Below are 20,025 nucleotides of genomic sequence, written 5' to 3'. Positions count from 1 at the left end.
TACGAACCACCTAATTAGCTGTTCATGTTATTTAAGAATTCTTTATTGTTTCTTGTACCTCTAACTTTATCAAGCAAAAAGTCCATAGCTTCAACCGGACTATAGTCGCTTAATATTTTTCTAAGAATCCATACTTTTGCTAGATCATCTTCTTTCATAAGTAAATCTTCTCTTCTTGTTCCAGAGCGATTCACATCAATTGCAGGAAACATTCTTCTATCACTAAGATCACGATTAAGAACTAATTCCATATTACCGGTACCTTTAAATTCTTCAAAGATAACATCATCCATACGGCTACCTGTATCAATTAAAGCAGTAGCAATAATAGTTAAACTTCCGCCATCCTCTGTGTTTCTAGCTGCACCAAAAAATCTTTTTGGTTTGTGTAGTGCGTTTGAATCCACACCGCCCGAAAGAATTCTACCACTATGTGGTACAACAATATTATGAGCGCGGGCTAATCTTGTAATACTATCCAACAAAATCACCACATCTTCTTTAGCCTCTACTAGTCTTTTTGCTTTTTCTATAACCATATCAGCAACCTGAACGTGTCTGTCTGCTGGTTCATCAAAAGTAGAGCTAATAACTTCAGCTTTTACAGAGCGTTCCATATCTGTAACTTCTTCAGGCCTCTCATCAATAAGCAGAATAATCAATTTAATTTCTGGGTGGTTACGCGTAATTGAGTTTGCAATTTTTTGGAGCAAAACAGTTTTACCACTTTTTGGCGGTGATACAATTAAACCTCTTTGTCCTTTACCAATTGGGGCAAGCATATCCATTATTCGTGTTGAATATTCTCCGGGAACAGATTCTAACTGTAATTTTTTAGTTGGATAAACTGGAGTAAGGTTATCAAATAACGTACGGTTTCTTATGTGTTCAGGTGAGAGACCATTAACCGCCTCAACACGCAGTAACGCAAAAAATCTTTCACCATCTTTTGGCGGTCTAACTTGTCCACTCACAAAGTCGCCAGTTCTAAGGCTAAACTTTTTAATTTGTGAAGGGGAAACGTAAATATCGTCGGGCGAAGGTAAATAATTATAATCTGATGATCGTAAAAATCCGTATCCATCAGGAAGCACTTCTAATACTCCCTTAGAAAATGTTAAACCATCTTTAACGCTCTGAGCCTCTAGAATCTTGAAGATTAATTCTTGTTTTCTAAGATCACTGTAACCTGCGATATTAAGTTCTTTAGCAAGTTCGTTTAATTCTACTATCTTCTTGGATTTGAGTTCAGAAATGTCCATCGGCATTTGCGGTACCTATTATTTTGTTTGTTGAATTGTTTTGATTAAAATTGTTTTCAAATTGGTTAAATCCTGATAAGCTCTCGTGGTATTTCTTAATATGTATGAAAGGATCTCGAGGTCTTAACCAAACTTACATACTTAGACTTATATTGTCAAGATTTTATATTGCTTAAAATTGACTTTATTTCACCTAATAAGTACATACTTCCGGCAACAACCAGAGAACTTTTCTTGTCTCCACTTAATTTTTCTTTAAAAAACGCCTCTAGATCTTTAACGATTGAATACTTGATATTCAATTTTTCAGCTTTTTCAGCTAATATTTTTATTGATGCGGTTCTTTCGTAATTGATTTCATAAAAATAGATATTATCAAACAATGGCTTAACTAAATATAGCATCTCCTCAATATTTTTGTCTTTCATCGCACCGAAAAGTAAAGAAGTTTCTTTGAGATATTTTTTTTCTTTTGAGAACTCATTGACTAAACAATTAATGCCTTCAGGATTATGAGCAGAATCTAAAATGATTCTTGGATTATCTGATACGATTTCATATCTGCCCTGCAATTTAGTATTCTTAATTACATTTTTTATTCCATCTGTTATTATGGATGGATCATTAATATCAAATGTTTTTGTTACGCAAAGTGAGGCAAGTGCAGCATTATATTTTTGATGTTTACCAATCAATGGGGTTTTCCATTCATCAAATTCTAATTCTTCGGTGTATAAATCAATACGCTCATCTTTTTCGCTTATATATTCTTCTAAACAAAACAAAGGGGATTTAACATCAGAACATTTTTTTTCGATAACATTAATAGCTACTTCAGGCAGCAAACCAATAAATGTTTTAGCATCTTTTTTAATTATCTCACTTTTCTCAAATGCAATTTGCTCTATCCTATCACCAAGGATATCAGTGTGCTCCAGACTAATAGAAGTAATAACACAGGCGAGTGGGTCGAGAACATTTGTAGCATCAAGTCTGCCACCTAAACCGGTTTCAATCACAGCAAAATCAACTTCTTTATCAAAAAAGTATTCAAATGCCATCGCAGTTGTAACTTCAAAAAACGTCAGCGACAATTCATCAATGTATTTTTGATACTTGTCTATGAAATTTGCTATAAAATCATCATGAATATATTTACCGTTAATAGAAATACGTTCGTTAAACTTTACAAAATGTGGTGATGTGTAAAGTCCTACTTTATATCCGCTTTCCATCAAAATGCTAGCAATAAAAGATGCGGTGCTTCCCTTTCCGTTTGATCCTGCTATGTGTACAGTTTTTAAATTATTCTGTGGATTTTCAATTATATCTAAAAACTTCCGGATATTTTCTAATCCAAGTTTTACTCCAAATGTGTGGAGCGCAAACAATTTATTTAACGATTCTTGAATATCCATTTAAATAATATATGATGCGGTTAAGTTTGATAATTTTTCAACTTTATTTGCGATGCAATAATCTTCTAATTCTTTAATAATTTTTTCTGGAGCAGTTGGATCAATAAAATTTAGTGTTCCAATTTGCACAGCAGAAGCGCCTACAATCATAAACTCAATAACATCTTTCCAATTCATAATTCCGCCAATGCCAATAATTGGAATATCAACTTTTCTAGAAATCTCTAAAACTTTAGCAAGTGCAACCGGTTTGATTGCAGGACCAGAAAGTCCTCCGTTAATATTAAATATTTTTGGTTTTTTTGTAAAAATATTAAAGGAAGTACCAACTAAAGTATTTATTGCCGAAACCGCATCTCCTCCACTATCTTTTACAACTTGTGCAAATTCAAAAATGTAAGAAACGTTTGGCGATAATTTAATAATTACGGGTTTATTCGTAACTGCACGTACTTTTGCCGTTACATTGCCCACTGCTTTAATATCGTTACCAAATTGCAATCCACCATCTTTAACATTTGGACAAGAAACATTTATTTCAAAAGCTTTAATAGTTTCTTCACTTGTTAAGATTCTGGTACATTCAACATATTCTTCAACAGAACTTGCTGCAATGTTACAAATTAATGGTACGTCATATTTTTTCAGAAAAGGAATTTTTTCTTTCAGAAATTCATCAACTCCAACATTTGCTAAACCAATTGCGTTTAACATTCCTGCAGGAGTTTCTACTATTCTTTGTGGTGGATTTCCTTTTCTCGGTTTTAGGCTTAATGATTTTGTTACGATCGCACCGAGTTTATTCAAATCTGAAAATTCTGAAATTTCATTTCCATATCCAACTGTTCCAGATGCAAGCAAAATTGGATTGCGTAATTTTAATGAGCCAATATTAACGGATAAGTCCACTTTGCTCATATCACAATATCCTTTACATTAAAGACAGGACCGTCTTTACAAACTAAAAGATATTTATCAGATTGCTGTGTTGATTCAATTGGACAACCCTGGCAAATTCCAAATCCACAAGCCATTGCACATTCTGTAGAAACTTCGCAATCCAAATCATTTTTGATGCAAAAATCTTTTAACGCTCTAAGCATTGCATTTGGGCCACAAGCAAAAACTTTCGATTTAGAAATATTAATTCTTTCTAAATCCTGTTCTAAAGATTGAACCACATTGCCTTTAAATCCAACAGATCCATCATCGGAAGATAAAACGTAATTTTCTAATCCATAAGTAACAACATCTTGTTCTGTTCTGCCACCAACAAACGTTAAAATATTTTTTTTATTTTTTATTGCACGAGTAACAAACGGAAACGGTGCCGCACCTAATCCGCCTGCAATAATTATTGCGGTTTCATATTTACCATCAAGATTAAATCCATTACCAAGAGGACCAAGAATATCTATCGTCTCACCATTATTTTTTCGAGCTAACATTTTAGTGCCTTCACCTAAGATGTTAAACATCAGATAAATGTTCTCACCTTCAACATCGCAAACACTAAAAGGTCTTCTAAGCAATGGAAAAGTATTTTCGGAAACACGAATATTTAAAAACTGTCCAGGTTTTGCACTTTGAGCAACCTCAGGAGAATGAATTTTTTGAATAAAAATATTTTCGTGGACTTGTTTGGTTTCTACAATAGGAGAATTAACTATAAACAATCTTTTTCCTTTATAAAACGATTTAATTTATTAGTGGTAGAATTTTATTATGATTAATTATAAATGCTCATCCATCTTATTAATTTTAAGATACTCAACAATTTCTTTAACATCTTGAGCTTTATCTCTTCTGCAAATCAAAAGATTATCATTATGATTTATCACGATTATGTTATCAAGCCCAATTACCGCTGTAACTTTTTCAGGCGAGTAAACATATGAATCGTTAACCATATTTGTGTATACATTTCCAATAGTTGCATTGCCGTTTTCATTTTTATCACTTAACTGGTAAACTTCTTCCCAGCTACCAACATCACTCCAATTAAATGAGCCTTTTGTTAAAAATACTTTAGAAGATTTTTCCATGATACCGTAATCAATGGAAATTTTCTTTAGTTGCGCGTAAACTGACTTAAGTTCTTCTTTAAAGTTAGGACTTGTTAAACTTTTCTCAATTGAAATCAAACCTTCATATAAATCAGGCATAAGATTTTTTATTTCATCAAGAATTGTATCAGCACGCCAAATAAACATTCCACTATTCCACAAAAAATCACCGCTATCAACAAACCTAACTGCAGTTGCGTAATTTGGTTTTTCTGCGAAAGTTAAAACTTTAAATATATTTCCTGCAACCGGTTTATCATTTATTTGGATATAACCATAACCTGTTTCAGGGCGAGTAGGTTCAATTCCAATTGTAACTAATCCTTTTGAATCATTTGCAAACTTTGCTGCATTCTCTAATGTTTGCTTAAATTTTTCTACATCTTTTATTATATGGTCTGCAGGAAGAACCACAGTAATTGCATCAGGTTCTTTTGATTTTATGATAACAGAAGCTAATCCAATGCAAGCAGCAGTGTTTCTGCCAAATGGTTCTTCAATTATATTTGCAGCAGGCACATCATTTAATTGTTTTATAACTTCAGGTCTTTGCAACTCATTCGTTATCACATAAATATTTTCTTTTTCTACTAATCCGGCTAAACGATTTACCGTAGCCTGAATCATAGTGTCATCTCCAAATATTTGTAACAATTGTTTAGGCAGTTTCTTTTTACTTCGCGGCCAAAAACGTGAGCCAACCCCACCAGCCATAATAACAGCGTATAGCTTCATTAAATGTTTTCCTTACTTATTATTGTTGCTAATTTATTTCCAAATTCTTCTGCTTTGTTTAAATAATTATTTATATCAACATCTTTACCACGCACAACGGCAACTATTACTATTAAACAAGCGCGTAAACTTTCGATGACATCTTTACCTGGCATTAACTCTCTATTTTTTATAAGAATTAATGCTTTAGAAATTATGCGATGCATTCCTGATAATATTTCAAATCCAATTTTTCTGGACAATGCAGCATTTTCATCCATAATTTTTGAAAACTTAATTAGTTCCTCGTAATCAATTTTGTTGTCAGAAATCTTTTTTAAGATATTATCTAATGGTTTTATAGGACTGAGAATTGTCGGCTCAAAATTTTGAATGATTTCTTCGTCATCATTTTTAAAATCTTCGTTAAAAATTATTTCTTCTTTAATTTCATCAGAAGTAACTTGTACAAATGGTTCTTCATCTGGGATCCGTTTTGATAAATCAACTTTAATTTCCTCTTTTGGAAAAACTATAGCACCCTTTAATTTTTCAATTGCAGCTTTAAAAGTAGGCGGAGTTGAAATATCCAGCATATGTCCTAAATCTTTTATCAAATATCTGCTATGCTCTTTAAACTGGTCAGATATTTTTAGAAAATCTATTTGATTTTGAGTTAATGAATTATAAATCTCATTTAATCTAATTGCAAGAGTTGATAGTTCAGTAATCCGTTTCATATTTATTAAATCATCACTAAGACTATCTGATTTATTAATCGCTTCTTTCAATAATGCAACTACTTCAATCTGCTGATTATTTAATCGCAGATTATTTGCTGCAATGGTTATACTTTGATTTATGTAATGTTTAATTAAATCCATTAATTTTTTATAACTCTGGGTACACGTTTACTTATCCCGCAAGTAACTTCATAAGGGATTGTATTTATTTTTTTTGACCAATCCCACGCATCTATTTTTATTTTACCTTTTTCACCGATAAGGATTACATCGTCATTAATTTTTATTTTATCGTTTCCAACATCAAACATAATTCTATCCATTGTTACAGTTCCAACCTGGTTATATATTTTATTTTTTATAATGGCTTGAGCTTTATTTGTTAGTGCTCTACTAAACCCATCCGCATAACCAATTGGTACAGAAATAATTTTAGTTTCTTCTCTCGTAAAATATCTTCTACTATAACTAACAGATTCTCCTCGTTTTGTTTTTCTAACTGTTGAAACTTTAGAAACTAATGACATCACTGGGTACAATTTAATGGATTCTGAGGTTTGAAGCGAAGGATAATAACCATAAAGTGAGATTCCTGGACGAACCATATCATAATATGCTTCAGGAAAATCAATTATAGCTCCGCTGTTTGAAGCGTGGGCTAAACCGTAATTTATATTATCCTCTTTAAGTGATTTTATAACTTCATCAAATCTTTTAATTTGAAGTTTTGCATATTTACTTCCAACTTCATCAGACGTAGCAAAGTGTGTAAATATTCCATCTATAATAAAATTATCATCCAAAGATAATTTTTTAATAAACTTATAAGCTTCTTTGTAATCAACACCCAATCTATTCATTCCTGTATCAATTTTAACTTGAATTAAAATCCTCTTGTTTGATTTTAATCTTTTCTTCTCCTTTAAAAGAATGTTAAGATGTTCTTGTGTAAAAACTGATGGAATTAAATTAAATTCAAAAAACTTCTTAACCTGAAATTTATCCAACGGATCAAATATTAAAATGGGTTGTTTGATTTTTAATTGTCGCAACTCAGCGCCTTCATCAGGAGTTGCAACAGCAAAATATTCCGGCTTTTGTCTACCAAGAGAATTAAGAGCATCTACAGCAGTTTTAACTCCGTGTCCATAAGCATCTGCTTTAACCACTACCATAATTTTAGATTTACCAACTTTTTTTCTGATATTCAGAAAGTTTTTTTTGAGATTGCAAGTATTGATAATCGCTTTAGTAAGACGCATAAAAATAATTATGAGTTCAAATTATTAGAAAAATGGTTAAAACTGTGGCTGAAAGTTAACTAATAATCAAAAATATTACTATTACGAGTTTTGAGAGATTTGAACATCAATAAGCTGGTAAAAAATCCTGAAAGTAAAAATCTTTTTTATTTACAAATTTAAATTTGATTATCATATTTTAAAATATTTTTCTGAATTAAGTATCTCAAATGTTTTTATTTAGGAATTCTTGACATTCCACAAATGCTGTGGTAATTTTGGTTCAAAATTTTTTAAAGATAATGCTGACAGAATTCGGAAAAGCTCTAATCTTCATATTGACCGCAGGCGTGTTTGTCGTTGGTATCGTTTATCTAGCAAAACTCATTCGCCCGGCAAGACCAACCCATGAAAAATTAACCACATACGAATGCGGCGAAAATCCGGAAGGTTCTCCTTGGATTAAATTCAACATAAGATTTTATGTTGTTGCACTCATCTTTTTAATTTTTGATGTTGAAGTTGTTTTACTGATTCCGTGGGCTTTGGTTTATAAAGATTTTGGAATGACCGGATTTTTAATCGGTGGAATATTTTTAGTCCTTTTGGGTTTAGGAATGGCTTACGAATGGCGAAAAGGTGATCTTGAGTGGGAAAAACCAAAAGTTGTTTCTCCAACTTTTAATAAAACAAAAGAAGCACCAAAAGTTGAAAAAGAATTGGTTGAGGTTTGATTTAAATGGGATTTTTAGATAAAGAATTTACCGATGGAAATATAGTTATAGCAAAAGCAGAAGATTTGCTCAACTGGGCAAGATTATCTTCACTCTGGCAAGTTAGTTTTGGATTAGCCTGCTGTGCAATTGAAATGATGGCAACATCCGCATCGCATTATGATTTTGACAGATTTGGTGTTATTCCTCGCCCCTCACCAAGACAAGCTGATATTATCATTATATCCGGAACCGTTACTTTAAAGATGGCAACAAGAATTAAACGTCTTTATGAGCAAATGCCCGATCCAAAGTATATTATATCTATGGGAAGTTGCTCCAATTGTGGTGGACCATATTGGGAGCACGGTTATCACGTATTAAAAGGTGTTGATCGAGTCATTCCTGTTGATGTTTACGTTCCAGGCTGCCCGCCAAGACCTGAAGCTTTGCTTGAGGGATTATTAAAGCTTCAAGAAAAAATCCGTAATGAAAGCATGATAAAGAAATCTGCATGAAAAACCCTGAAGAAATATTACAAATCTTAAAAGAAAATTTTCCTGATTTTAATCTGGAATTAAAAACAGATCAACCTACAGAAGCATTGGTAATAGCATCTGCATTAGAGATTGATAAATTAAGTTTATTCTTACGTGATACATCAGATTTATTGTTTGATTCTTTAATGAACTTATCCGGTGTTGATGAACCAAAAAATTCTTTATTAAGTGTTTACTATCATTTAGAATCAACGACTTTAAAACATAAGATAACAATTAAAGTTTCTACAGATAGAAATAAACCTGAAATTCCAACGGTATCAGAAGTTTGGAAAGCTGCTGATTGGCACGAACGAGAAGCTTATGATTTATTTGGTATAATCTTCTTAAATCATCCTGACTTACGGAGAATTCTTATGCCATATGATTGGGATGCAGGTTATCCGCTGAGAAAAGATTACGAAAATCCTGAGTTCTATCAGGGAATGAAAGTACCATACTAAAATGGTTCAAGATTCAAAAATAAATACTAAAAGCTCTTTAGTGCGGACCGAGGAAATGGTTTTGAATATGGGTCCTCAGCACCCATCAACCCATGGTGTGCTTCGACTCGAACTTGCCTTGGAAGGCGAAATCATTACTAATGTTATTCCACATATAGGTTACTTGCACAGATGTTTTGAAAAGCATTGTGAGGCAATGACTTATCCCCAAATAGTTCCTTATACAGATCGTATGGATTATTTAGCTCCGATGGGCAATGAATTTGGTTATACAATTGCAATGGAAAAACTTCTTGGAATAGAATTACCTGAAAGAGTTGAATACATTAGAGTAATAATGGCTGAATTACAGCGTATTTCTTCGCATCTTGTTGCACTTGGAACTTATGGTGCTGATATCGGCGCTTTCACTCCATTTTTATATTGCTTTAGAGATCGTGAAAGAATCCTTAGCCTTTTTGAAATGACTTGTGGAGCTAGATTACTTTACAATTATATATGGATTGGCGGACTCTCACATGATCTTCACCCAGATTTTGTTAGAAAGTCACGTGAGTTTATTAAAGAGTTTAGACCGAATCTTAAAGAAGTAAATGATCTTTTAAGCCATAATAGAATTTTTATTGATCGTACTGCTAATGTTGGAATTTTACCAATTGACACTGCAATTAATTATGGAGTAACCGGACCAAACTTACGTGCTTCAGGAATTAAATGGGATGTGAGAAAAGAAGATCCATATTCTGTGTATCACAAATTTGATTATGAGATTCCTGTTGGCAATGGAAAGTATGGAACTATTGGTGATAGCTGGGATAGATATTACGTTCGCGTTTTAGAGATGGAAGAAAGTTGCAGGATCATTGAACAAGCATTGGATCAACTACCTGAAGGTGATGTTCAATCAGCGGTTCCTAAAAGAATTAAACCGCCTGTTGGCCATGTTTATGCTCGAGTTGAAAATCCCCGAGGAGATTTGGGTTATTTTATTATCAGTGATGGTTCAACAAGCCCTTATCGTGTTAAAGTTAGAGCACCATCATTTGTAAGCATGCAAATATTAAATGAGTTATGCAAAGGTTATATGGTAGCTGATGTTGTTACAATTCTTGGAAGCATCGATATAGTTTTAGGAGAGATTGACAGATGATGTATGATTTCTTAGTTGATCTTTTTGGCAACTCAGTGATTGCAGATATAATTGCAGGAACAATACAAAGTTTACTTCCTTTATTTGCATTCATTTTACCTTTCGCATTATTCGCAGTTTATCTTGAAAGAAAAGTTTCTGCACATATGCAGGATAGACTTGGACCAATGCGAGTCGGCTGGCACGGATGGAAACAAACAATTGCAGATATTTTAAAGCTTATTCAAAAAGAAGATATTGTAGCAAAAGATAATGACAAGTTGTTATTTAATCTTGCTCCGATAATAGTCTTTGCTGGTAGTTATGCCGCTTTTGCTGCAATTCCGTTCACGAGCATTTTTATAGGAACTGAGATTGATCTTGGTATTTTTTATATAGTTGCCGTAACTGGAATTGTTGTGGCAGGAATTTTAATGGCTGGCTGGGCATCAAATAATAAATATTCCCTGCTAGGTTCAATGCGATCAGTTGCGCAGATTGTTAGTTACGAAATTCCAACAATGTTAGTGCTTTTAAGCTTAGTTATGATTAGTGGATCAATGAGCTTACACACATTAAGTGAACAGCAAACCGGATATGCCTGGAACTGGTATATCTTTGGCGGACCTGGATCTGCATTATCAAAGTTTTTATTAATACCATTTATGTTCATTGGTTTTTTAATTATTTATATAAGCACACTTGCGGAAGTAAACAGAACACCTTTTGATATTCCTGAAGCAGAATCTGAACTTGTTTCAGGTTACCATACAGAATATTCAGGAATGAAATTCGCAATGTTCTTTTTAGCAGAGTATGCAAATATGTTTGCGGTTTCTGCAATTGTAGTTGCATTGTTTTTAGGCGGATACCAATCCCCTATAGGATATTTGGGTGATTTGATTGGCGCACATTGGATGATACCTATCGAACAATTTTCTTGGTTTACCATAAAAGGTGTATTTTTTGTTTTTGTTCAGATGTGGTTAAGATGGACTTTACCAAGAGTACGCGTTGACCAGTTAATGACAATTTGTTGGAAGTATTTAATTCCAATTGCATTTGTTAATCTTATAATAATCGGATTGATTACACTTTTATAATGAAAGAATATTTCGGAAATATATACTCGGCACTTGCAACAATCTTTATTGGAATGAAGATTACATTTAAACATATGTTCGTTCCATCGGTTACAATTCAATACCCGGAAGTGAAACCTCAATTACCGGAAAGAGAACGTAACAGACTATATGTAAATATGGATGATTGTATTGGCTGTGATCAATGTTCAAGAGCTTGTCCTGTTAGTTGTATCGAAATTGAAACAACGAAATCCATTCCTGGTGAGGATCTTGGTAAAACATCAAACGGAAAAAAGAAAGCCCTTTGGGTTACAAACTTTACAATTGATTTTGCAAAATGCTGTTACTGCCAATTGTGCGTTTTCCCCTGCCCTACAGATTGTATTTATATGACAGATGTTTATGAATTTTCTGAATGGGATAGAGATAAATTGATTTATGATTTTGCTACTCTTACTCCAGACGAAAGACAGGAAAAAAGAGATAATCTTGCAAAATTTAATGCAGAAAAAGAAGCTGAAAAATTGAAGGCAGCGTCCGAGCCAAAAGAACCAAAATCTGAAATCAAAAAAGATCAGCAAGAGGAAAAATAAAGTGAACCTTTACGATTTAATATTTTACTTGTTCGCTGCTATAACGGTTGTATCGGCATTCTTTGTAGTTACAAACAGAAACATTGTTTACTCTGCATTTTTCTTGTTGTTTACTTTTTTTGGTGTTGCTGGAATTTATGTTTTGCTCGGTGCTGATTTTGTAGCAATTGTTCAACTTATTGTTTATGTGGGTGGAATATTAATTTTATTACTTTTTGGTGTGATGTTAACTAACAAGATTACTAATGTTGAAATTAAAACTGGGACAATAAATATTTATCCTGCTGTAATTGGTGTCGGATTACTTTCAGGATCATTATTGGCAGCTTTGATAACTTCAAAATGGAAAACATTTCCTACAGAAGCTCCCTTACCCACAACAGCCTCATTAGGCACAATTCTTTTACAACAATACGCTCTTGTATTTGAATTATTAGGAATTATTCTTTTGATTGCACTGATAGGTGCAGCATCGATTGCGAGAAGAGAAACATGATTGAAGTTGGATTAAATCACTTTTTGGTTGTAAGCACATTTCTTTTTTCAATGGGAATTTACGCTATCGTTACAAGAAAAAATGCAATTATGGTTTTAATGGGCGTTGAGTTAATTCTTAATTCCGCAAATATAAATTTTATAGCATTTTCACGTTTTGGCAATTTTGGATTGCAAGGACATTTAATTGCACTTTTTGTAATTGTACTTGCTGCAGCAGAAGCCGCTATAGCATTAGCCATAGTTTTGAATATATATAAAACTCTATCAACTGTAAACATAGACGAAATTGATAGTTTGAAAGATTAGTAAATGACAGAAAATAGTATAATAAATATTTCTCTAGCAATTTTATTTTTACCATTGCTTGGTTTTGTTGTTACTTTACTTCTTGGTAAAAAAGTTAAATCAATTTATTTGTTTGAAGTATTTATTATCTCTGCTGTTCTTATAGCCTCGATTGTACTTGCATTTAACAAGTTATCATATTTTATTGATGATAAAATTGTTTCTGAATTAGAATGGTTCAGACTGAGCGATTCAATTATAATTAAACTTGGATTTCTTTTAGACAACATAACTGTTTTGATGCTATTTGTTGTAGCATTGATAAGTGCACTTGTACATTATTTCTCAATCGCATATATGAAGGGCGATGAAAGATATAATCGTTACTTCGCCTATCTTGGAATATTCACTTTCTCGATGAACGGAATTGTACTTACCAATAACATTTTAATGATGTATATTTTCTGGGAGTTAGTTGGATTATCTTCTTATCTTTTAATTGGATTTTGGTTTGAGAAAAAATCTGCTGCTGATGCCGGAAAAAAAGCTTTCCTAGTAAATAGAGTTGGTGATCTTGGAATGTTCGCTGGAATATTAATTTTATTCCTTACTTACAACACATTTTCTTTTGATACAATTTTTCAATCAATCAGTGCAGGTAAACTTCCATTCAATTCTGATTTCTGGTTATCTGTAACAGGCATTTTATTATTCATGGGCGCAATCGGAAAATCTGCTCAGTTCCCTCTTCATGTTTGGTTACCAGATGCGATGGAAGGTCCGACACCAGTCAGCGCATTGATCCATGCTGCTACAATGGTTGCTGCGGGTGTTTATCTTACAATAAGGATTTTTGGGTTGCTAACGGCTGATGCAATGATGTTTATAGCAATAATTGGAATGTTATCGTCGTTTATTCCAGCAACTATAGCACTAACACAAAATGATATTAAAAAGGTGTTAGCATACTCAACCGTTTCTCAGTTGGGTTATATGGTTATGGCACTCGGAGTTGGCGCTTACAAATTTGCTTTTTTCCATCTTGTAACTCACGCATTTTTTAAAGCTTGTTTATTCCTTGGTTCGGGTTCTGTTATCCATGCAATGCACCACGAGCAAGATATTAGAAATATGGGTGGATTGAGAAAGAAGCTACCACTTACTTATGCAACATTTTTAATTGCTTCACTTGCTATTTCAGGAATTCCATTAACATCAGGATTTTTAAGTAAAGATGGAATTTTAGCTAGCTCATTTGCATTCGGGTCACTTACTGGTTATTGGATTTTTGCTATTGTTGGATTTTTAGTTGCTCTGATGACCGCCTTCTATATGTTCCGATTAATTATAATTACATTCCACGGTGAACCAAGAGATCATCACAAATTTGAACATGCACATGAATCTCCATTTGTAATGGCAATGCCTTTAGCTGTTTTAGCAATGTTGTCCATATTTATTTTTTATACACCTAATCCGTTCAGTGCTGATCAAGGTTGGTTTTTTAATAAGTGGATAAATAGTCCCCAATTACATTCTCCAAATGCAACACGTTTTGATTTTATGCGTTCTGAAATTGACGAAGAAACTCATGGTGTTGTTGAACATAATTCATCTGAATCATCTCACGGGGAGATTACATATTCCGAAAAATATACTAAAGCAATGCACTCAGCTCATTACCCTGCAATGTTCTTGTCCTTATTTGTAGCAGTTGCAGGAATATTTACTGCTTTCGTTTTCTATCAATGGAAAAAAGTAAACGTAGATAAACTAACTGAGTCTATTAAGCCTCTTTATAATTTTTCTCTTAACAAATGGTACTTTGATGAATTATATCATAAAACATTTGTTGCTGGTCTACTTGGATTAAGTAAAATCATTTACTGGTTTGATTCTACTATTATAGATGGAATTGTTAATGGATCTGCAACTGTAACAAGAGCAGTTTCCACATTTATAGGTGGGTTTGACAAATACATAGTTGATGGTCTTGTAAATTTAATGGCTTACATTAGTGGTTTTATTGGTTTGATTTTGCGAAGAGTACAAACCGGAAAAGTTCAGACATACATTGTACTCGTAATATTTTCGTTAATTATTTTGCTCTTTTTATTCTAAGTATAAAGTTTGAAAAACAGGTAACATAACAATGAATAATTTTCCTATACTATCATTATTAACATTCCTTCCAATATTGGGAATGATAATCGTTTTAGCTCTTCCTAAAAAGCAAGAGCTGTCAATCAAGGTTACCACACTCATTGTAACGGTAATACAAATTGTTTTATCAATAATATTGTTGATGAATTTTAATTATGCTGCCGGAGGAATAAACGATGCAAGTTCTTTTCAATTTATAGAAAAATTTAGATGGATTGATATTCCCGGCTTTGCCTGGATTGGAAAAATTAAAATAGATTATTTTCTAGGTGTAGATGGTTTAAGCACTCCACTTGTACTTTTAACTGCCATTGTAACTTTCATTGCAACTTTATCTTCCTGGACCATTAACAAATCGGTTAAAGGTTATTTTGCAATGTTCTTGCTTTTGAATACTGGAATGATGGGAGTTTTTGTTTCACTTGATTTCTTCCTGTTTTATATTTTTTGGGAATTGATGTTACTTCCAATGTACTTTTTAATTGGTATTTGGGGCGGACCAAGGAGAGAATACGCAGCAATTAAATTTTTCTTATATACATTACTCGGAAGTATTTTTATTCTTTTAGTTATGATTGGATTGTACTTCAGTTCTATGGAAACACTTGCAGATGGAACAAGAGTGTTTACATTTAACTTGTTAGAATTGATGAATCATTCTAACTACACGACTACTGGAATACTATCACCCTTAAATCCAAACAATTTAAGGTTTATAGCATACATTGGATTGTTTATCGGCTTCGCTATTAAGATACCAATGTTCCCTTTTCACACTTGGTTACCTGACGCACACGTTGAAGCTCCAACGGCAATAAGCGTTATCCTTGCCGGTGTATTATTGAAGATGGGAACTTACGGAATACTTAGAGTTTCCTATCCGATATTTCCGGAACTAACATATCAATTAAGCTGGTACATTGCTCTCTTTGGTATGATAAATATTATATACGGCGCACTTGCAGCAATGGCCCAAAAAGACTTTAAAAAACTTATTGCTTATTCTTCCGTTTCGCATATGGGATTTGTAATGCTTGGTATGGCATCATTAAATACTATGGGAATATCCGGTGCTATACTTCAGATGTTTAATCACGGTACAATCACTGCAATGCTCTTCCTTATAGTTGGAGTTATCTATGATCGTGCTCATACAAGAGATTTAGATTCATTCGGTGGATTAGGAAAACAAATGCCAATTTACACAGGATTTGTTACAGTTGCTTTCTTTGCAGCTATCGGTTTGCCCGGTTTAAGCGGATTCATCTCTGAAGCATTAGTTTTCTTAGGTGGATTTGGAAACGAAACTACAAGAATTATAGCTGTTATTTCAACTCTCGGTATTTTATTGGGTGCAGCTTATATGTTGTGGACATTACAAAGAGTATATCTAGGATCATTAAATGAAAAATGGAAAGATTTAACAGATCTAACAACACGCGAATATTTTATGCTTGTTCCTTTGACTTTAATTGTGATTTATCTTGGTGTTAATCCATCACCTATGCTTAATCTTATGAATGCATCCGCAAATGCAATGGTTAAGTTTATTAGTGACGCTCAAGGAATTTATAGTTCAATAAATGCGTTTTAATTTTATTATAAAGTGATAACATTGATTTTACCAAACTTATCAGCAAATCTTCAGGCTATATTACCTGAAATTTCTTTAGCTCTGACATTAGTAGCAATAGTTGTATTTGATTTAATATTTATAAAAAGTAAAAAGTTTTTACCTTTTATTTCATTAGTTGGATTGATTGTTACTTTTAGTTTTGTTGTTGTTCAGTTTGGTCATCCAAAATCTGCTTTTTCAGTTTCTGAAAGTTTCTCTCTCTTATCACTGGATAATTTTTCATCATTCTTTAAGATTTTAATACTGATTACAACAGCTTTTATTGTCTTATTTTCAATATCATCGAAAGAAATAAATTCTTGTCCAAATCGCCATGGTGAGTATTATGCTTTGATATTAGGAATGGTAATTGGAATGTTCTTTATGGTTTCTGCTAATGATTTAATTCTCATATATCTTTCTTTGGAATTACTTTCATTATCATCTTATGTTCTTGCTGGATTTGTTAAAACTTCAGTTAGAAATAGTGAAGCCTCTCTTAAATACATAATCTATGGATCTGCATCATCGGGAATAATGTTATTTGGGATTTCTATTTTGTACGGAATTACTGGAAGCACAAATCTACACGAAATAAGTACAATACTTCCAACCCTTACAACTGATCATTTAACATTTTTAATTTCAATACTTATGATCTTTACCGGAATTGGATTTAAAATTTCAATTGTTCCATTCCATTTCTGGACACCAGATGTTTATGAAGGTGCACCGATTTCGATTACTGCATTCTTATCAGTTGCAAGTAAAGCTGCCGGTTTTGCTGTTCTCATTCGATTCCTACAAGTTACATTTACACAAGAACTTGATAAATCAGGTTACTGGCAAATGATACCTTCCTTAAATTGGCAAATGTTATTAATTGTTTTCTCAGTGATCACAATGACTTTTGGAAATTTTGCCGCTTTATGGCAAGATAATATTAAAAGAATGTTAGCCTATTCAAGTATCGCTCACGCTGGATATTTGATGTTAGGTGTTGCTGTTCTTTCAGACCAAGGCTTGATGGCTGTGTTAATTTACTTTGCAATTTATTTATTTATGAACCTTGGCGCTTTTTACGTTGTGATGTTAATTGCAAATAAAATTAATTCAGAAGAAATTGATGACTACAAAGGTTTGGGATATTCTCTTCCCTTGCTTGGAACTGCTTTAGGTATTTTCTTAGTATCATTAACTGGTCTGCCACCAACAGCAGGATTCATCGGTAAACTTTATCTCTTTATTGCTTTAGTTGATGCAAATATGATTACTGTAGCAATTATAGCTTTGTTAAATACTGTTATATCACTTTATTATTATATACGAGTACTAAAAGCAATGTTTCTAGTAAAAGCTGATAAACAAGTTGAAATAAATCTATCACCATTAAATTATTTCGTACTAACGATTCTTTCTGTTCCGGTTTTAGTTCTTGGTATTTACTTTACACCACTTGTAAATATTGCCAAAGAATCAGTTCAACTCCTAGGATTTTAATCACACCAAATTTGCAATTAAAAACTTTTTCTTATAAGTTTATACCAGACTAAATTAGTCTTATTTATGCTTAAACTATCAAAAAAATCAGAATATGCACTAATGGCAGCTAGATATATGGCAATTAAAAACCATGGAAGTGCTGTTACTGCAAAAGAAATTGCGGATAATTACAAAATTTCGTTTGAATTAGTCGCCAAAGTTTTGCAGAATTTAGCCAAAAATAATATTGCAATATCTTACCAAGGCGTTAAAGGTGGTTATACGCTTAAGAAAAATCCATTTGAAATTTCTTTAATTGATTTAATAAAAGCTGTTGAACCCAACTATCAAATTACCGAGTGTTTAATTATTAATTCTGAAAAAGATGATTGTTCATATTTGGACTGCTGTAAAATTCGTGATCCATTGATTGAAGTTCAGAAAAAGATTGATAAAGTATTTTATGAAACTAAGTTAGCTCATATTATATAATGATGATAAAAACACCTATTTATTTAGATAACAATTCCACAACTCAGATTGATCCAAGAGTCTTGGAAGTTATGCTTCCCTATTTACAGGATCGATTTGGAAACTCCTCTAGCAATCATAGTTTTGGTTGGATGGCAAAAAGCGCTGTAGAAAATTCCAGGGACATAATATCTAATTTTCTAAAAGTCTCTTCAAAGGATATTTATTTTACCAGTGGTGCAACTGAGTCTATAAATCTTGTTCACCTTGGTTTAACTGAAAATGTTAATCCATCTGAATGGCATATAATTACATCAAACATTGAGCACAGCGCAACTAGTGAATCGCTTAATTATTTATCACGCAAGGGCTTTGATGTTACTGTTTTGGCCGTTGAAAAATCTGGAATTGTTGATCCTGCTAAAATTTCAGAAGCAATTACAGTTAATACTAAATTTATTTCACTCATATTTGCAAATAATGAAATCGGAACTGTTAACGACATTAAAACTATTGGGAATATCTGTAAAGAAAAAAATATTCTTTTTCATGTTGATGCAACCCAAGCAGTAGGAAAGCTAAAGTTTGATCTATCCGAAATAAATTTAGATTTTATGTCTTTTACAGCGCATAAACTTTACGGACCTAAAGGGATAGGAGCGCTTTATATCAATTCTAAGAATCCAATGACAAAATTGACTCCAAGATTATTCGGGGGCGCGCAGGAAGGTGTTATAAAACCGGGAACTTTAAATGTTCCTGCAATTGTTGGATTTGGAAAAGCAATCGAAATTTGCGATGAAGAGTTGAATAAAGATTTTGATCATACTTTAGACTTAAAAGATAGATTTTATAAACACATCATTTCAAATCTTGATGGTATATCTATCAACGGATCTATGAAACAAAGACTACCTAATAATTTGAATTTATGTATTAATGATGTTCGTGCAGATAAACTTATGCTTGAATTAAGAGAGTTAGCTTTTTCAAATTCTTCAGCTTGTGCGTCTGGTTCATCAAAACCAAGCAGAATACTTAAAGCAATTGGTTTAACTGATGAACAGGCACTAAGTTCGGTCAGATTTGGATTTGGAAGATTGAACACAAAAGAAGAGATTGACTATGCTTCGCAAAAGGTCGTGGAAGCAATTAATAAACTAAGGGCTTTGAAAAAAACTAAATCGCAGAATTATAAACAAACTGTAATATCATAATGAGCAATAAAAACACAACAGGTCTTTACAATGATTTGAAAAATGAGAATCAGATATTTTTGAACTATTTAAAAGCAAAATTTCCAATTTTTCATAATTCAAATTTTTTCTTTAGAGATTTTCAATATGGATTAAAAGGGTTTCTTGAGAAAAAAGGGACAACTTTATCGGATAATAATCTCGCAAGTTTAGCAAAACAATTTTCTGAGTATTATGAGACTGAAGGGATATTTGTAAAAACAAGCAGTCAGGGATGGAAAATTAATTACCCTGAGTTTGTTACCACAAAACCCGGCGATCCATTTTCATTTTAACTATTAATTAATT

Annotated in this window: 21 protein-coding genes; 14 read left to right on the top strand and 7 right to left on the bottom strand. The window is 32.7% G+C overall.

The features are described from left to right. Positions 1–14 precede the first annotated feature (14 nt). The 7 genes from rho to alr form a co-directional block, all read right to left on the bottom strand. Positions 15–1,262 carry a transcription termination factor Rho gene (gene rho / locus IPJ23_04420; GenBank protein MBK7629941.1) on the bottom strand — a complete coding sequence of 416 codons (1,248 nt, stop codon included), beginning with the start codon at positions 1,260–1,262 and terminating at the stop codon, positions 15–17. Between the two features lie 155 nt (positions 1,263–1,417). Beyond that, positions 1,418–2,680: a bifunctional folylpolyglutamate synthase/dihydrofolate synthase gene (locus IPJ23_04415; protein ID MBK7629940.1), complete on the bottom strand. Its 1,263-nt coding sequence runs from the start codon at positions 2,678–2,680 to the stop codon at positions 1,418–1,420. Further along, positions 2,681–3,598 (bottom strand): dihydroorotate dehydrogenase, encoded by a 918-nt coding sequence (locus tag IPJ23_04410; protein ID MBK7629939.1) that lies wholly within the window; start codon positions 3,596–3,598, stop codon positions 2,681–2,683. Next, positions 3,595–4,356 (bottom strand): dihydroorotate dehydrogenase electron transfer subunit, encoded by a 762-nt coding sequence (locus IPJ23_04405; GenBank protein ID MBK7629938.1) that lies wholly within the window; start codon positions 4,354–4,356, stop codon positions 3,595–3,597. The genes IPJ23_04410 and IPJ23_04405 overlap by 4 nt, the downstream gene beginning before the upstream one ends. Before the next feature lie 57 nt (positions 4,357–4,413). Then, entirely contained in the window at positions 4,414–5,481 is a 1,068-nt protein-coding gene (locus IPJ23_04400) for a mannose-1-phosphate guanylyltransferase (protein ID MBK7629937.1), read from the bottom strand. Continuing rightward, positions 5,481–6,344, bottom strand: a complete 864-nt coding sequence (locus IPJ23_04395; GenBank protein ID MBK7629936.1) for a hypothetical protein — start codon at positions 6,342–6,344, stop codon at positions 5,481–5,483. The genes IPJ23_04400 and IPJ23_04395 overlap by 1 nt, the downstream gene beginning before the upstream one ends. Then, the gene (gene alr, locus IPJ23_04390) at positions 6,344–7,465 is read right to left on the bottom strand and encodes an alanine racemase (GenBank protein ID MBK7629935.1); all 1,122 of its coding nucleotides are present in this window, start codon (positions 7,463–7,465) and stop codon (positions 6,344–6,346) included. Before alr ends, IPJ23_04395 begins: the two co-directional genes overlap by 1 nt. Positions 7,466–7,746: 281 nt before the next feature. Here alr and IPJ23_04385 point away from each other — a divergent pair, with 281 nt between their 5' ends. From IPJ23_04385 to IPJ23_04320, 14 genes are all read left to right on the top strand, one after another. Beyond that, positions 7,747–8,178 carry an NADH-quinone oxidoreductase subunit A gene (locus IPJ23_04385; GenBank protein ID MBK7629934.1) on the top strand — a complete coding sequence of 144 codons (432 nt, stop codon included), beginning with the start codon at positions 7,747–7,749 and terminating at the stop codon, positions 8,176–8,178. 5 nt (positions 8,179–8,183) lie between these two features. Further along, entirely contained in the window at positions 8,184–8,675 is a 492-nt protein-coding gene (gene nuoB, locus IPJ23_04380; GenBank protein MBK7629933.1) for an NADH-quinone oxidoreductase subunit NuoB, read from the top strand. Then, a complete protein-coding gene (locus IPJ23_04375) occupies positions 8,672–9,160 on the top strand; it encodes an NADH-quinone oxidoreductase subunit C (GenBank protein ID MBK7629932.1) in 489 nt (162 codons plus the stop codon). The genes nuoB and IPJ23_04375 overlap by 4 nt, the downstream gene beginning before the upstream one ends. A 1-nt stretch (position 9,161) precedes the next feature. Further along, on the top strand, positions 9,162–10,310 hold the full coding sequence (locus tag IPJ23_04370; protein MBK7629931.1) for an NADH-quinone oxidoreductase subunit D: 1,149 nt from the start codon (positions 9,162–9,164) through the stop codon (positions 10,308–10,310). Then, on the top strand, positions 10,307–11,392 hold the full coding sequence (gene nuoH, locus IPJ23_04365) for an NADH-quinone oxidoreductase subunit NuoH (GenBank protein ID MBK7629930.1): 1,086 nt from the start codon (positions 10,307–10,309) through the stop codon (positions 11,390–11,392). Before IPJ23_04370 ends, nuoH begins: the two co-directional genes overlap by 4 nt. After that, positions 11,392–11,967 carry an NADH-quinone oxidoreductase subunit I gene (locus IPJ23_04360; GenBank protein MBK7629929.1) on the top strand — a complete coding sequence of 192 codons (576 nt, stop codon included), beginning with the start codon at positions 11,392–11,394 and terminating at the stop codon, positions 11,965–11,967. The genes nuoH and IPJ23_04360 overlap by 1 nt, the downstream gene beginning before the upstream one ends. A gap of 1 nt (position 11,968) precedes the next feature. After that, positions 11,969–12,463 carry an NADH-quinone oxidoreductase subunit J gene (locus IPJ23_04355; protein MBK7629928.1) on the top strand — a complete coding sequence of 165 codons (495 nt, stop codon included), beginning with the start codon at positions 11,969–11,971 and terminating at the stop codon, positions 12,461–12,463. Next, positions 12,460–12,771, top strand: a complete 312-nt coding sequence (gene nuoK, locus IPJ23_04350) for an NADH-quinone oxidoreductase subunit NuoK (GenBank protein ID MBK7629927.1) — start codon at positions 12,460–12,462, stop codon at positions 12,769–12,771. Before IPJ23_04355 ends, nuoK begins: the two co-directional genes overlap by 4 nt. 3 nt (positions 12,772–12,774) lie before the next feature. Further along, entirely contained in the window at positions 12,775–14,871 is a 2,097-nt protein-coding gene (gene nuoL, locus IPJ23_04345; GenBank protein MBK7629926.1) for an NADH-quinone oxidoreductase subunit L, read from the top strand. Positions 14,872–14,902: 31 nt separating this feature from the next. Then, on the top strand, positions 14,903–16,507 hold the full coding sequence (locus IPJ23_04340) for an NADH-quinone oxidoreductase subunit M (protein MBK7629925.1): 1,605 nt from the start codon (positions 14,903–14,905) through the stop codon (positions 16,505–16,507). Positions 16,508–16,528: 21 nt separating this feature from the next. After that, complete coding sequence (locus IPJ23_04335) at positions 16,529–18,028, top strand: NADH-quinone oxidoreductase subunit N (GenBank protein ID MBK7629924.1); 1,500 nt, start codon at positions 16,529–16,531, stop codon at positions 18,026–18,028. Positions 18,029–18,094: 66 nt separating this feature from the next. Beyond that, a complete protein-coding gene (locus IPJ23_04330) occupies positions 18,095–18,502 on the top strand; it encodes an Rrf2 family transcriptional regulator (GenBank protein ID MBK7629923.1) in 408 nt (135 codons plus the stop codon). 2 nt (positions 18,503–18,504) lie between these two features. Continuing rightward, the gene (locus tag IPJ23_04325) at positions 18,505–19,698 is read left to right on the top strand and encodes a cysteine desulfurase (protein MBK7629922.1); all 1,194 of its coding nucleotides are present in this window, start codon (positions 18,505–18,507) and stop codon (positions 19,696–19,698) included. After that, the gene (locus IPJ23_04320) at positions 19,698–20,012 is read left to right on the top strand and encodes a hypothetical protein (protein ID MBK7629921.1); all 315 of its coding nucleotides are present in this window, start codon (positions 19,698–19,700) and stop codon (positions 20,010–20,012) included. The genes IPJ23_04325 and IPJ23_04320 overlap by 1 nt, the downstream gene beginning before the upstream one ends. Positions 20,013–20,025 lie beyond the last annotated feature (13 nt).

It is taken from the genome of Ignavibacteriales bacterium (assembly GCA_016709765.1).
Classification (GTDB): domain Bacteria; phylum Bacteroidota; class Ignavibacteria; order Ignavibacteriales; family Ignavibacteriaceae; genus IGN3.
Note: the sequence above shows the minus strand (reverse complement) of the source record. Positions and strands in the feature narration are given on the sequence as shown.